This window comes from Kocuria flava, assembly GCF_001482365.1.
Classification (GTDB): Bacteria; Actinomycetota; Actinomycetes; order Actinomycetales; family Micrococcaceae; genus Kocuria; species Kocuria flava.
This window is the reverse complement of the sequence record NZ_CP013254.1, coordinates 1,472,069-1,486,142: the sequence shown is the minus strand read 5'-3', so window position 1 is coordinate 1,486,142 and position 14,074 is coordinate 1,472,069. Positions and strand designations below refer to the sequence as shown.

Annotated in this window: 12 protein-coding genes, 1 tRNA gene and 1 pseudogene; 6 read left to right on the top strand and 8 right to left on the bottom strand. The window is 74.0% G+C overall.

Annotated features, from left to right (window positions below):
- Positions 1-21: 21 nt before the first annotated feature.
- Positions 22-981 carry a sugar phosphate isomerase/epimerase family protein gene (locus AS188_RS06705; protein WP_058858204.1) on the bottom strand — a complete coding sequence of 320 codons (960 nt, stop codon included), beginning with the start codon at positions 979-981 and terminating at the stop codon, positions 22-24.
- A 312-nt stretch (positions 982-1,293) separates the two neighbouring features.
- Between AS188_RS06705 and AS188_RS06700 the strand changes: the two genes are divergently transcribed.
- The gene (locus AS188_RS06700; protein ID WP_058858203.1) at positions 1,294-1,686 is read left to right on the top strand and encodes a tautomerase family protein; all 393 of its coding nucleotides are present in this window, start codon (positions 1,294-1,296) and stop codon (positions 1,684-1,686) included.
- 95 nt (positions 1,687-1,781) lie between these two features.
- On the opposite strand, the gene sucD is transcribed toward AS188_RS06700, so the two are convergent.
- Positions 1,782-2,699 (bottom strand): succinate--CoA ligase subunit alpha, encoded by a 918-nt coding sequence (sucD, locus tag AS188_RS06695; protein ID WP_058858202.1) that lies wholly within the window; start codon positions 2,697-2,699, stop codon positions 1,782-1,784.
- A 32-nt stretch (positions 2,700-2,731) separates the two neighbouring features.
- Positions 2,732-3,901, bottom strand: a complete 1,170-nt coding sequence (gene sucC, locus AS188_RS06690) for an ADP-forming succinate--CoA ligase subunit beta (RefSeq protein WP_058858201.1) — start codon at positions 3,899-3,901, stop codon at positions 2,732-2,734.
- Between the two features lie 227 nt (positions 3,902-4,128).
- Here sucC and AS188_RS06685 point away from each other — a divergent pair, with 227 nt between their 5' ends.
- Entirely contained in the window at positions 4,129-4,881 is a 753-nt protein-coding gene (locus AS188_RS06685) for a hypothetical protein (protein WP_058858200.1), read from the top strand.
- 369 nt (positions 4,882-5,250) lie between these two features.
- Entirely contained in the window at positions 5,251-6,699 is a 1,449-nt protein-coding gene (locus tag AS188_RS06680) for a sugar porter family MFS transporter (protein ID WP_058858199.1), read from the top strand.
- Between the two features lie 203 nt (positions 6,700-6,902).
- Here the strand turns inward: AS188_RS06680 and pcrA are convergent, their stop codons facing one another.
- Both pcrA and AS188_RS06670 read right to left on the bottom strand, forming a co-directional pair.
- On the bottom strand, positions 6,903-9,356 hold the full coding sequence (gene pcrA, locus AS188_RS06675; RefSeq protein ID WP_058858198.1) for a DNA helicase PcrA: 2,454 nt from the start codon (positions 9,354-9,356) through the stop codon (positions 6,903-6,905).
- Between the two features lie 50 nt (positions 9,357-9,406).
- Positions 9,407-10,135 carry an NHL repeat-containing protein gene (locus AS188_RS06670; RefSeq protein WP_147050438.1) on the bottom strand — a complete coding sequence of 243 codons (729 nt, stop codon included), beginning with the start codon at positions 10,133-10,135 and terminating at the stop codon, positions 9,407-9,409.
- Positions 10,136-10,360: 225 nt separating this feature from the next.
- On the opposite strand from AS188_RS06670, the gene AS188_RS06665 reads away from it, so the two are divergent.
- Positions 10,361-11,068 carry a hypothetical protein gene (locus AS188_RS06665; RefSeq protein ID WP_186815341.1) on the top strand — a complete coding sequence of 236 codons (708 nt, stop codon included), beginning with the start codon at positions 10,361-10,363 and terminating at the stop codon, positions 11,066-11,068.
- 98 nt (positions 11,069-11,166) lie between these two features.
- Here AS188_RS06665 and AS188_RS06660 read toward each other — a convergent pair.
- Positions 11,167-11,242, bottom strand: a tRNA-Arg gene (locus tag AS188_RS06660).
- A gap of 62 nt (positions 11,243-11,304) precedes the next feature.
- On the opposite strand from AS188_RS06660, the pseudogene AS188_RS17210 reads away from it, so the two are divergent.
- Together AS188_RS17210 and AS188_RS17205 are read left to right on the top strand one after the other, a co-directional pair.
- Positions 11,305-12,189 (top strand): annotated as a pseudogene (locus AS188_RS17210) (DUF4031 domain-containing protein); the annotation flags it as partial.
- Positions 12,190-12,213: 24 nt separating this feature from the next.
- Positions 12,214-12,669: an NUDIX hydrolase gene (locus AS188_RS17205; RefSeq protein WP_335339148.1), complete on the top strand. Its 456-nt coding sequence runs from the start codon at positions 12,214-12,216 to the stop codon at positions 12,667-12,669.
- A 28-nt stretch (positions 12,670-12,697) separates the two neighbouring features.
- Here the strand turns inward: AS188_RS17205 and AS188_RS06650 are convergent, their stop codons facing one another.
- Together AS188_RS06650 and AS188_RS06645 are read right to left on the bottom strand one after the other, a co-directional pair.
- Positions 12,698-12,967 (bottom strand): hypothetical protein, encoded by a 270-nt coding sequence (locus tag AS188_RS06650; protein ID WP_058858195.1) that lies wholly within the window; start codon positions 12,965-12,967, stop codon positions 12,698-12,700.
- 192 nt (positions 12,968-13,159) lie between these two features.
- Entirely contained in the window at positions 13,160-14,062 is a 903-nt protein-coding gene (locus tag AS188_RS06645) for a C40 family peptidase (RefSeq protein WP_058858194.1), read from the bottom strand.
- Between the last annotated feature and the right edge of the window lie 12 nt (positions 14,063-14,074).

Genomic DNA, 14,074 nt, shown 5'->3' with positions numbered 1-14,074 from the left:
CTCCGGGATCGGGGCGGGGCCTCAGCGGACGCGGGTGCGGGAGCCGCAGCCGGTGAGGTAGGAGCGGGTGCGCGTGGCGATGGGCAGCGGGACGTCGAAGGAGGAGACGGGGTACATGTCCTGCTCCACGATGCCGAAGACCGGCCGGCCGAGCTTCTCGACCTCGGCGACGACCGCGGCGAGGTCGGGCAGGCCCGCGGGCGGCTCGACCATGACGCCGGCGAGGTTCGCGGCGGCCCAGGTGAGGTTCTCGCGGCGGACCCGCTCCAGGACCACGGGGTCGATCTGCTTCAGGTGCAGGTAGCCGATGCGCTCGGGGTACGTGCGGATCAGGTCCACGGAGGAGGCCCCGCCGTACTCGGCGTGCCCGGTGTCCAGGCACAGGGTGACCAGCTCGGGGTCGGTGCGCTGCAGGAACGTCTCGATGTCGGGCTGGCCGCACACGTGGGAGTCGGCGTGGGAGTGGAACTGCTGCTGCAGCCCGTACTCCTCGCGCAGCACCTTGCCGAGCCGGTCGTGGCCCGCGCACAGGGCCTGCCACTGCTCGGCGCTCAGGTGCTCGTCCTCCACGGCCTCCCCGGTGACGTCGTCGCGCCACATGGCGGGGATGACGACGATGTGCTCACCGCCCATCGCCGCGGTCAGCTCGGCCACCCGCCGGGCGGGCTCCCAGGCCTCCTCCCACTGGTCGGCGCCGCGGTGGAAGGCGGTGAACACCGTCCCGGCGGAGACCTTCAGCCCGCGCTGACCGAGCTCGTCCGCCAGGTGGGCGGGGTCGGTGGGCAGGTAGCCGTAGGGGCCCAGCTCGATCCAGGAGTAGCCGGCCTCGACGACCTCGTCGAGGAAGCGCTGCCACGGGGTCTGCTTCGGGTCGTCGGCGAACCAGACGCCCCAGGAGTCCGGGGCGGTGCCGATGAGGACGGGGTTCTCGGCCTGCTCCCCCGCCGGGGCGGTGGCGGTGGCCGCGTGCTGCTGCGCCATGGTGACCTGCTTCCTGATCGTCGTGCGGGATCCGCGCCCCGAGGGGTGCGGAGCGGACCGCCCGGGAAGGAACCGTGGTCCGCGTCACAACCAGGATACGCATCCACGTCAGTTTGTAAAGACATTATGTCCAAGCGGGGCGTCCGGGCCGCCGCCCCGCCGGACCGACCGACGGGGCGCACGACCACCGGCGGGCGGATCCGGCGCGGGAAGGGGCGCAAGGTCTTTCGCATATTGTCAGGATGTATTGACATGTCGGTATCCGGGGTGCCACCGTGGTGGCACCCCGCTCCCCTTCACGGAAGGACCGCCATGCCCCTCGTGCGCATCGACGTCATCGAGCACCGCCGCACCTCCGAGCAGCTCCGCGAGCTGGCCGACGCCGTGCAGGACGTGATGCTCGAGACCTTCGCCGCCCCCGCCCGCGACCGCTACCAGATCATCACCGAGCACCGGCCCGGCCGGATCATCGCCGAGGACACCGGGCTGGGCTACACCCGCAGCGAGGACGTCGTCGTCGTCCAGATCCTCCAGCAGGGCCGCGACGAGGCGCAGAAGCGGGCCGTCTACCGGGCCCTGGCCGAGCGGCTGCGCGAGCGCACCGGGCTGGACCCGCAGGACCTGATCGTGGCCGTGAGCGCGAACACCCGCGCCGACTGGTCCTTCGGCGAGGGGCAGGCCCAGTTCCTCGAGGGCCGCCTCTGACGCCCGGGGACGCGGAAGGGCCCCGTCCGCGGCGCGGACGGGGCCCTTCGTGCTGCCGCTCCCGCCGGCACGGGGCCGGCGGGAGCGTCACGGGGTCACTTGGCCTCGAAGATCTCCCGCATCAGCTGGGCGGTCTCGGACGGGGTCTTGCCGACCTTCACGCCCACGGCCTCGAGGGCCTCCTTCTTGGCCTGGGCCGTGCCCGAGGACCCGGAGACGATGGCGCCGGCGTGGCCCATGGTCTTGCCCTCCGGGGCGGTGAAGCCGGCGACGTAGCCGACGACCGGCTTGGTGACGTTGGCCTTGATGAAGTCCGCGGCGCGCTCCTCGGCGTCGCCGCCGATCTCGCCGATCATCACGATGGCCTCGGTCTCGGGGTCCGCCTCGAACGCCTCGAGGGCGTCGATGTGGGTGGTGCCGATGACCGGGTCGCCGCCGATGCCGATGGCGGTGGAGAACCCGATGTCGCGCAGCTCGTACATCATCTGGTAGGTCAGGGTGCCGGACTTGGAGACCAGCCCGATCTTGCCCTTGCCCGTGATGTTCGCCGGGGTGATGCCCACGAGGGACTCGCCCGGGGTGATGATGCCGGGGCAGTTCGGCCCGATGATGCGGGTGACCTGCTTGCCGTTCTCGTCGGTGCGCGACTTGGCGTAGGCCCAGAACTCGGCGGAGTCCTGGACGGGGATGCCCTCGGTGATCACGACGACGAGCGGGACCCCGGCGTCGACGGCCTCGATGACGGCGTCCTTGGTGAAGGCCGGCGGCACGAAGACGATGGAGACGTCCGCGCCGGTCTTCTCGACGGCCTCGGCGACGGTGCCGAAGACGGGCAGCTCGACGGCGTTGCCGTCCTTGTCCTGGTGGGAGACGGTGGTCCCGGCCTTGCGTGCGTTGACGCCGCCCATGACCTGGGTGCCCGCCGCGAGCATGCGCGCGGTGTGCTTGGTGCCCTCGCCGCCGGTGATGCCCTGAACGATGACCTTGGAGTCCTTGTTCAAAAAGATAGCCATTGCTGTTCGTTCCTCAGTTGTGGTCGGCGGGATTACTGGGCGGACTGGGCCAGCTCGGCGGCCTTGTCGGCGCCCTGGTCCATGGTCTCCGCGAGGGTGACCAGCGGGTGGGCCGCCTCCGAGAGGATGCGGCGGCCCTCCTCGACGTTGTTGCCGTCCAGGCGCACCACGAGCGGCTTGTTCGCCTCGTCGCCGAGGATCTCCAGGGCCTTGACGATGCCGTTGGCCACGGCGTCGCACGCGGTGATGCCGCCGAAGACGTTGACGAAGACGGACTTGACCTGCGGGTCGTTGAGGATGACGTCCAGGCCCGCGGCCATGACCTCGGCGGAGGCGCCGCCGCCGATGTCGAGGAAGTTGGCGGGCTTGACGTCGCCGTGCTTCTCGCCGGCGTAGGCGACCACGTCGAGGGTGGACATGACCAGGCCCGCGCCGTTGCCGATGATGCCGACCTCGCCGTCGAGCTTGACGTAGTTGAGGTCGTGCTCCTTGGCCTTCTCCTCCAGCGGGTCGGCGCTGGACTTGTCGGCGAGCGCGGCGTGGTCGGGCTGGCGGAACTCGGCGTTCTCGTCGAGGGAGACCTTGCCGTCGAGGGCGACGATGTCGCCGGCGCCGGTCTTGACCAGCGGGTTGACCTCGACGAGGGTCGCGTCCTCCTTCTTGAAGACGTCCCACAGCTTCACGAGGACGGGAACGACCTTGGCGGCGGTCTCGTCGTCGAACTTCGCCTCGCGCACGATCTCCTGGGCCTTGGCCTCGGTGATGCCCTCGGTGGGGACGACCTCGACCCGGGCGAGGGCCTCGGGGCGCTCGACGGCGAGCTGCTCGATCTCCATGCCGCCCTCGACCGAGCACATGGCCAGGTAGGAGCGGTTTGCGCGGTCGAGCAGGATGGAGAAGTAGTACTCCTCGGCGATGTCCGCGCCCTGGGCGATCATCACGCGGTGGACGGTGTGGCCCTTGATGTCCATGCCGAGGATCTGCTGGGCGTGCTCGTAGGCCTCGTCGGCCGTCTTGGCGACCTTGACGCCACCGGCCTTGCCGCGGCCGCCGACCTTGACCTGCGCCTTGACGACCGTGACGCCGCCGATCTTCTCGGCGGCGGCCTTGGCCTCTTCCGGGGTGGTGGCGACGATGCCCTGGAGCACGGGCACGCCGTGCTTCTCGAACAGGTCGCGTGCCTGGTATTCGAACAGGTCCACGGGTGTTGTCCTTCTTCGTCGAAGTCGTGCGTCGGACACGGCCCGGGTGGGGACCCGGATGCGCACCGACCGGATGGTGAACAGAGCGCGGGGCGGCCCGCCGGGCGGGCCCGGCACGTGCGTCCCGGGCCGCCGCACTCCCGTACGAGACTGTAGTGCATGCCGATTCCGCACCCCCAACCCGGGGCGCGCGCGTGGTGGTGCCGGTTTCTTGATTGACTGGACCCATGAGTCCTGCCGACCAGCCCGAGAACCGGGCGTTCGCGCCGGCCGACGCCGGCTTCCTCGTCTCGATCGCCACCCTGGCCCTGCTCGCCACGGCGCTCGAGGCGGTGGTCGACGGCACGGTGCTCACGCTGACCGGCGAGATCCCGTGGGTCTACCCCCTGGCCTGGCAGGTCCTGGCGTGGCTGGGACTGGGCGCCGCGTGGGTGCTCGTGCACCGCGGGCTGGTCGCGTGGCTGCGCCACCGGGCGGCGGACCCCACGACGCCGGAGGACGGCGCCGAGCTCGCCCTGCCCGACCCGCGGGCGACGAGCACGGCGACCACGGCGCTGGTGCTGTTCGTCGCGGCCGTGCTGCTGGGCGTGATCCTGCCGGTCTTCCTGGTCGGGCAGTGGCGGGTGCCGCCCGTGCAGCTCTACCTCGACCTCTACACCGCCTACGGGGCCGGGGCGTGGCTGGCGATGGTCGGCTTCGCCGCCTACCACGTGGGCCGCTGCCTGCTCTTCGCGCTCGTGCTCACGTGCGTGCAGCGGGCCGCGGAGCTGCGGTGGCCCTCCCGCACCGTCCGCCGCGCGCCGGTCGGCGGGCTCGTGCTGGGCGTGCTGCTGGCCCTGTCGGGCCTGCTGCTGGGCGGGGTGGCCTCGGCGGCGACGGCACTGGTGTGCTGCACCCTGCTGGGGGCCGTCCACAACCTCACGGGCCGCTCGCTGCGCTGGACCGCGCCGGCGACCGTGGCCGTGCTCCTCTTCGTCTGAGCGGGCCGCCCCGGTGGGGCGCCGCGGCCTCCCGGCGGTGCACCCTCCCGTGCGGGCCCCGCTCGGGGCCGGTCCGGGCCCCGTCCGGGTCACCGCCTCCCCCGCACCACCGTCCCGGCCCGCACCCGCGCCGGCTCGCGGCGCCCCGCCGGGGCGGCCCCCGGCTCCGCCCCCGTTCCCGCCGCGGAGACGCCGTGTCCGCGGTTCGTGACGCGGCGGGGGTGTTGCACCTCACATATTTGTCCTAACATAGCTACATGCCTATTGAGACGCACGTCACCTCCACGACGTCGTCCCGAGCCGACATCCCGTCGGCGTGAAGCGCGCCGAGCCGCCCCGGGCGGCCGCGCACGAACGAAGGAGCTCCCGATGGCCACCACGTCATCAGCCCACGGGGAAGCCGCCGCGCTTCCGCCCCTGACGCCCGGCCCGTACCGCAAGCGCCTGGGTCTCATCTCGATCGTCGCCTGCTTCGGCGGCCTGCTCTTCGGCTACGACACCGGCGTCATCAACGGTGCGCTGCGGCCCATGACGGAAGAGCTGGGCCTCACCCCCTTCACCGAGGGCGTGGTCACCAGCTCGCTGGTCTTCGCCGCGGCCGTCGGCGCCCTGAGCGGTGGGCGCATCTCCGACGCGTGGGGCCGGCGCCGGACGATCCTCCTGCTCGCCGTCCTGTTCTTCGTGGGGACGATGATCGTCGTCTTCACGCCCAACTACGAGGTCCTCGTGGCAGGCCGTGTCTGCCTGGGCCTGGCCGTGGGCGGCGCCTCGGCGGTGGTCCCCGTCTTCCTGGCCGAGCTGGCGCCCTACGAGATCCGCGGCTCGATCGCCGGGCGCAACGAGGTGGCGATCGTGATCGGCCAGCTCTCGGCCTTCGTGATCAACGCGGTCATCGGCAACGTCTTCATCGACCATCCGAGCGTCTGGCGGTACATGTTCGCGATCTCCGCGCTGCCCGCCGTGGCGCTCTTCGTCGGGATGCTGCGCATGCCCGAGTCACCGCGCTGGCTCGTGGAGAAGGGCCGCCACGAGGAGGCCCTCGAGGTGCTCAGGTCGGTCCGCTCGGAGGAGCGGGCGGTCGCCGAGCTCGGCGAGGTCGAGCACGTCGCCGAGGAGGAGAGCGCCGAGAACCGGATCGGCCTGGGCGCCGTCCTGCGCAACAAGTGGCTGATCCGCATCATGCTCGTCGGCATCGGCCTGGGCATCGCCCAGCAGCTCACCGGCATCAACTCCATCATGTACTACGGGCAGATCGTGCTCATCGAGTCGGGCTTCAGCGCCAGCGCCGCGCTGATCGCCAACATCGCCCCCGGCGTGATCGCCGTGGTCGGCGGCTTCATCGCCCTGGCGATGATGGACCGGCTCGACCGGCGCAAGACGTTCGTCATCGGCTTCAGCCTCACGACCACCTGCCACCTGCTGATCGGCATCGCCTCCGTGGTCCTCGAGGAGGGCAACCCGCTGCGGCCGTTCGTGATCCTCGCCCTCGTGGTCGCTTTCGTCGGGTCGATGCAGACCTTCCTCAACGTCGCCGTGTGGGTCTACCTCTCCGAGGTCTTCCCGCTGCACATGCGCGGGTTCGGGATCGGGGTCTCCATCTTCGCGCTGTGGGTCGCCAACGGCGTGCTCTCGCTGTACTTCCCGTCCCTGGTCGACGCCGTGGGCATCACCGGCACGTTCTTCCTCTTCGCCGGCGTCGGCGTCCTGGCCCTGGTCTTCGTGGCCACGCAGGTCCCGGAGACCCGCGGGCGCACGCTCGAGGCCCTCGAGGAGGACGTCTCCACCGGAGCGATCTACCAGGTCAAGGCCCGCTCCTGATCCTCGCCGGCGGCCGGCGCGGCCCCGGCCGGGGCGCTCCTCCCGGAGCACCCCGGCCGGGGCCGCGCCGTGACCGGGATGCTCCGCGGCCGCGCCGCGCCGCACCGGGGCCGCGCCCGCACCGGGGCGCCCCCGTGCTGCGGTGCTCCCGCGACGGGGCGCGGGAGCAGGTCGGACGGGCCGCATCCGCGGGCCGGCCTCGGTCAGCCGACCTTGGTCAGCGGGGCGTAGCGCAGCAGCAGCCGCTTCTCCTCGGCCCCGAAGCGCACCTTCGCCACGGTCTTGTCCCCGGCGCCCTCCACGGAGACCACGGTGCCCTTCCCGAAGGTGGTGTGCTCGACCGTGTCCCCCACCGCCAGGGAGGGGATCTCCTTGTTGGGCTGGACCCGCCCGGCGGCGCTGCCCCGGGGCGGGGCCATCCGCTCGAACGCCGCGTTCGCGGACGCGGCGGCCCCCCAGTAGGACCCGCGCATCGGGTCGCGGCGCTGGCCGCCGTGGACCGCCGAGCCCCACGACGGCGCGGCCGCGGCGCCCTCGCGCTTCCAGTCCACGAGCCCGGCGGGGATCTCGTCGAGGAACGGGCTGGCCGGGTTGTACTGCGACTGGCCCCACATCGAGCGGAACTCGGAGCGGGTGAGGTAGAGCCGCTCGCGGGCGCGGGTCAGGCCCACGTAGGCGAGCCGCCGCTCCTCCTCCATCTCCTTCTCGTCGGTGAGGGAGCGCTGGTGCGGGAACAGCCCGTGCTCCAGGCCGGTGAGGAAGACCACCGGGAACTCGAGGCCCTTGGCCGTGTGCAGGGTCATCAGGGTCACGACCCCCTGTGCGCGGGCCTCGGCGACCTCGGCCGCGATCTGCTCGGCACTGGGCCCGCCCTCGGTCCCCGGCGCCGGCGGCCTGCTGGGGATCTGGTCGGCGTCGGCCACGAGGGAGACGTGCTCGAGGAACTCGGCGAGCCCGGCGTCCGGGTTGTCCCGCTCGAACTCCCGGACCACCGCGACGAGCTCGGCGAGGTTCTCCACCCGGGACTCGTCCTGGGGGTCGGAGGACCCGCGCAGCGCGGCCAGGTAGCCGGACTGCTCGAGGACGGCCTCGAGGACGGTCGCCGCGCCCGAGCTCTCGGCCACGGTCGCGAGGTCGTCCATGAGCTGGGCGAAGGAGCGCACCGCGTTCAGCGAGCGCGTGGCCAGTCCGGGGGCCTCGTCGGCGCGGCGCAGGGCGGCCATGAAGGAGATCCGCTCCCGGTCCGCGAGGGCCACGACCGCCCCCTCGGCGCGGTCGCCGATCCCGCGCTTGGGCTCGTTGACGATGCGGCGGACGTTGACGTCGTCGTCGGGGTTGACGACCGCGCGCAGGTAGGACAGGGCGTCCTTGATCTCCTTGCGCTCGTAGAAGCGGGTGCCGCCCACGACCTTGTAGGGCAGGCCCACGCGCATGAGGATCTCCTCGAGCGAGCGCGACTGGGCGTTGGTGCGGTAGAACACGGCGACGTCGCCGGGCCGGTAGCCGTCCTCGTCCTGGAGCCGGTCGATCTCCTCGGCGATGAAGCGGGCCTCCTCGTGCTCGTTCTCGGCGGCGTAGCCGACGATCTTCTCCCCGTCCCCGGAGGCGGTCCACAGCCGCTTCTCGCGGCGGCCCTTGTTCTGGGCGATGACGGCGTTGGCTGCCGTGAGGATGTTCTGGGTCGAGCGGTAGTTCTGCTCGAGCAGGATGGTGCGCGCCTCGGGGTAGTCCTGCTCGAAGTCGACGATGTTGCGGATGTCCGCGCCGCGGAACGCGTAGATCGACTGGTCGGAGTCGCCCACCACCGTCAGCTCGGCGGGGGGCACCGCGGCGGGCCCGCCCTGCCCCTCGGGGGCGGCGGTGCCCACGAGCTCGCGCACCAGGGCGTACTGGGCGTGGTTGGTGTCCTGGTACTCGTCGATGAGCACGTGCCGGTACTTGCGCCGGTAGTACTCGGCGACCTGCGGGAAGGCCCGGAACATGTGCACGGTCTGGCTGATGAGGTCGTCGAAGTCCATCGCGTTGGCCGCGCGCAGCCGCTCGGTGTAGCCGCGGTAGACCTGGGCGACGGCGCTCTCGAACGGGTCCGTCTCCGAGGTGCGGGCCAGGAACGTCTCGTCGTCGACCAGCTCGTTCTTCAGCGCGGAGATGCGGTGCTGGATGCTCTTGGGCGCGAAGCGCTTCGGGTCGAGGTCGTGCTGGCGGGCCACGAGCGTGATCAGCCGCAGCGAGTCGACGGCGTCGTAGATGGAGAACGTCGACTTCAGGCCCACGCTCGCCGCCTCGCGCCGGAGCACGCGCACGCAGAAGGAGTGGAAGGTGGAGATCGACATCGACCGCGCCGAGTCCCCCACGAGCTCGACGACGCGCTCGCGCATCTCCGCCGCGGCCTTGTTCGTGAACGTGATCGCGAGGATCTGCCCCTGGTGGGCCCGGCCGGTGGCCAGGAGGTGGGCGATCCGGTGGGTCAGCACGCGGGTCTTGCCGGAGCCGGCGCCCGCGACGATCAGCAGGGGTCCGCCGGCGTGCTCCACGGCCGCCCGCTGGGGCTCGTTGAGCCCCTCCACGAGCGCCTCCGGGGCGGCGGCGGGCCGCGGGGCGGCCGGAGGGGCCGGGGGCGCGGAGGGCAGGAGGGGATTGTCGAAGAGGTAGTCCATCGTGCCCGACAGTCTACCGAGGGTCGGGGACACCTCCGCGGGCCGGCGGCTCAGACGAAGTGCAGCTCCAGGCGGTGCCGGCCGTTGTCGTCCTCGACCCACAGCTCCGAGTCGGCGACCGTGACCCGCCGGGGCCGGCAGAGCTCGACGTCGTCGTCGTCGAGACCCGGGGTCCGGTCCGGGCCGCCGTAGACGGTGTCGAGCTCGCGGAAGGCGGGGTCGAGGTGGCGGATGGCGTGGTTGCCGGTGTCGGCGACGACGATCGATCCGTCGTAGAGGATCTGCAGGTCCTCGGGGTGGTCCAGCTGGGCCGTCTCGGCGGGACCGTCGGCGAAGCCCGCGCCGCGCCGGCCGACGACCGTGCACACCTGCGGGGCGCCGTCGGGCTTGTCGGTGTCGATCTCGACGCACCGCAGGGACGAGGACCCCCGGTCGATCAGCCACAGGGTCCCGTTGCCGTCCTCGGTGATGGACACCGGGGTGTCGAACTTGGCCTGCGCCGCCTTGCCGTCCCGCCGCCCGGGCTCCCCCGTGCCGGCGAACTCGTAGAGCACGTCGGTGTACGGGTCCCACCGGAACAGCCGGTGCAGCGTGGGCACCGCGACGATCACGGCCGAGAGCTTGTGCGACCACACCATGTCCGCCATGGGTTCGCCGCCGAGGACGGAGCAGTCCACGCTCCGCCGGACCGTCTCGTGGTCCTTCTCGAACAGCGTGAGCACGTTGCCCTCGGTCAGCCGCATCAGCAGGCCGTCCGGGAGTCCGATGGACAGTTCCATGACGGGCACCTCCGTGTCGTCCTCGGCGGGACCCGGCCGCCCTCGGCCGGACCGCCCCGGCCGGTGCGCCGACCGTACCGGGTGGCCCCAGCCTACCCCCGGGCCGGCCTGCACGGCCCGAGCCCACAGGCCCGGTCCGGGCCGGGCCGCCGTCCGGGGACGGGACGGGGCGCACCGCCCGGCCGGACCGGGGACCGCGGCGGGAACGGGACCGATAATGGCCGCATGGGACTGACGAGAGCGCAGAAGGCCAGGAAGCACGGGGACTCGGCGGGCCGGGCCCCCGGCGGTGGGCGGGAGCGGGCGAGGGAGCAGGCCCCCGCGCGCCCGGCCCCGCCCCGGTCCAGCCCCGGCCTGGTGGTGGGTGCGACCATGGCCGTGGCCGCGGCGCTGTGGCTGTGGGTCCACGCCTGGATCCTGCCGGGGTTCGCGGCGGCCGCGGCCGGCGGCACGCCCCTGGCCGAGTGGACCCTGGGCGGGTTCGACCAGGAGCACGCCCGGGCCCTGGCCGCGTCCCTGGGCGAGGAGGGCCGCGCCGCCTACGAGGGCATCCACCGCAGCTCCGGGCTGCTCGCCCCGCTGTTCGTGGGCCTCGCGTGGCTGCTGTTCGTGGCCCTCAACACGGCCTCCCGTGCCCGGCGCTGGACCCGGTCGGCGGTCGTGCTGGCCTTCGCGGGCGTCTCCCTGGCCGGCAACTCGGCGATCGACGCCGCGCTCGCGGACCCCGGGGACGGCGCCGCGGTGACCACGGCCTCCCTGCTCGTGCTCGCACGGTGGGTGCTGCTCGTGCTGCTGCTCGCCGTGACGGCCCTGACCGCCGCCGAGGGGCTGCGCCGCCGCGCGGCGGCCCGCGCCGCGGGCGGGGACCACGCCGGGGACGGGGCTCTGTCCCGTCCCCGGGGCCAGGAGCCGGGACCCCGGACCGGCCGCTGAGCGCGCGGGCCGCCGAGCGCACGGACCGCACCCGACCCGGGCGGTGCCCGGGCGCACGGACGCCCCGGACCGTGGCGGTCCGGGGCGTCCGTGCGCGGTGGTGCCCTCGATTGGATTCGAACCAACGACACCGGCTTTAGGAGAGCCGTGCTCTATCCCCTGAGCTACGAGGGCGACCCGATCAGTCTAGGGTCTCGCCCCGGGGCCCGCGAACCGCCGCCACTAGGATCGGTCGCATGCCCGTCTACATCGACCCGCCGCTGTGGCCCGCCCACGGCACCCGGTTCTCGCACCTGGTCTCGGACACCTCCTACGACGAGCTGCACGCGTTCGCCTCCCGCCTGGGCGTGCCGGGGCGCGCCTTCGACCGGGACCACTACGACGTGCGGGCGGGCCTCTACGACGACGCCGTCGCGGCCGGGGCCGTTCCCGTCACCGGCCGGGAGCTGACGCGGGTGCTGCTGCGCAGCGGGCTGCGGGTGCCGGCCCGCTCCCGGCCGGAGAAGCTGGAGCGCACGCTGCGCCGCCGCTGGGACGCCCGCTTCCCCGGGCACGCGGACCTCGGCGCCGAGCTGCTGGCGCGCTGGGGCGAGCCGCACCGGCGCTACCACGGCCCCGCCCACCTGCTCGCGGTGCTCGAGGCCCTCGAGCGGCTCGTCCCGGAGGCCTCGCCCCTGCCCACCCCCTGGACGGAGGACGCCCTCGTGCTGGCGGCCTGGTTCCACGACGCCGTCCACCGCGGGCGGGCCGGGGCGGACGAGCGCGAGTCCGCGGAGCTGGCCCGGGCGCGCCTGACGGCCGCGGGCTTCCCCGACGCGGTGGTGGCCGAGGCCCGGCGGCTGGTCCTGCTGACGGAGGGGCACCGGGCGCAGCCCGGGGACACGGCGGGGGCCCTGCTGCTCGACGCCGACCTGGCGGTGCTCGGCGGCAGCCCGCAGGAGTACGCGGCCTACGCGGCGGCGGTGCGCGAGGAGTACGCCCACGTGCCGGCGGCGGACTTCGCCGCGGGCCGGCTGCGGGTGCTGGAGGGCCTGCTCGCCGGCGGGCCGCTGTACCGCACCGCGGCGGCGCGACGGCGCTGGGCCGCCGCGGCGGCCCGCAACCTGGCCGCCGAGACCGCCCGGCTGCGCGACGTCCCGGAGCCGGTGCCCGGGGGCGGGGTTCCCGAGGGGTCCGCGGTGCTCGTGATCACCGCGGTGTGCTTCCTCGACGACGACGGCGCCCTGCTGACGGTGCGCAAGCGCGGCACGGACCGCTTCATGCTGGTGGGCGGCAAGCTCGAGCCCGGCGAGACCCCGGTGCAGGCGGCGGTGCGCGAGGCCCACGAGGAGGTCGGCCTGCGGGTGCGCCCGGAGGAGCTGGTGCCGCTGGGCGAGTTCGAGGCCCCGGCGGCCAACGAGGCCGCGACGTGGGTGCGCTGCACCGTCTTCACGGCGGCCCTGGCGCAGCGCCCGCGCCCGCTCGCGGAGATCGCGGAGCTGCGGCGGCTGCCGCTCGGGGCGGCGCTGCCGGAGGACCTGGCGCCGCTGCTGGCGGAGCACGTGGTGCCGGCGCTGCGCCGGCGTGCCGCGCCGGGCGGTGCCGCGCCCGCCCACGGCTGAGCACCGGGCGGCGCGCGACCGCACCGGGTCAGCTGCGCGGACGGTGCTCCGGGGACGCCGCCCGGTCCTGGGCGCCGCGGCCGTGGCGCGCCCGGTGCAGGAGGATCCCGGCGACGAGGCCGAGGACGATACCCACGCCGCCGAGCACGGAGACCCACATGGCGGCGTGGCCCACGAACGCGGCCACGACCAGCCCGGCCACGACCCCGGGCACGGCGCCGGCCATCATCCCCCACGCCATGTAGGCGTACTCGCGGTCGAGGCTGGTGCGGGCGCTGCGCTGGTAGTCGGTGGGCATGGTCCCATTCTACGGGGCTCCCGCCGGCCGCCTCCCGGGATGCCGGCCCGTGCGGGCCCGGCCGGCGGCCGCGCGGGGACGGCACGCTCCCCCGCTGCGGACGAAGCCGGGCAGCGGCCGCAACGACGACGTGCGCGGCCCCGGCCCTCTCGGCCGGGACCGCGCACGTCGTGCTCGCGGGGGTGAACCGGGTCAGCGCACCCGGACGAACACGGGACCGGAGCCGACGTTGACGCTGTCGATGACGGTCGTCCCGCCGTTCCAGCCGCCGTGCACGGCCTTGCCGCCGCCGATGTAGACCGCGATGTGGGCCGCGCCCATGCCGCCGTCGGCGTAGTAGACGAGGTCGCCCGGCTGGGCCTGGCCGGCGGAGACCTGGGTGCCGAGGCTCAGGTAGGAGGCCGGCCAGCCGTGGTGGTTGATCCCGGCGGCGCGCAGGGCGTTGGTGACCAGGGCGGTGCAGTCCTGGCCGACGCCGAGCTGGCCGCGGGCGGCGGAGGCGATGGTCGCGCCCTTGCCGGAGGAGCTCGACTGGGTGGTCACGGTGCGCTCGGCGGCGGGCGCCGGGGCGGCCTGGCGGACGGGCTCGGCCGCCGGCTTCGGGGCGGGGGCGGCCACCGGCTGCGGGGCGGGCGCCGGCTTCGGGGCGGGCGCCGGCTTCGGGGCGGGCGCCGGCTTCGGGGCGGGGGCGGCCACCGGCTGCGGGGCGGGGGTCGGCTTCGGGGCGGCCACGGGCACGGCGACCGGTGCCGGAGCCGCGGCGATCGCCGGGGCCGCGGGCTGCGCAGCGGGCGCCTGGGGCTCCGCCTTCTTCGTTTCGGCCTTCTCGGTCTTCTTCGGCTCGGCCTTCTTCGCGGTCCTCTCCTCGGTCACGTGGGCGACCGGCTCGAGCGAGACCGTGGTGCCCGGCGCGGGGGTCGCGGCGGCGACGGCGGAGAGCGGGGCCTCGGCGCCGGAGTCCTGGGCGGGGGCGGCCTGCACGGAGACCGTCGTGGCCAGGGCCAGACCGGAGAACGCGGCGGCGGCGGCCACGGTGCGGGCCTTGCCGGAGAAGAAGGAGGTGGTGTCGGGGGCGGAGTGCGCGGAGCGGGACATGATCGGTGCGGG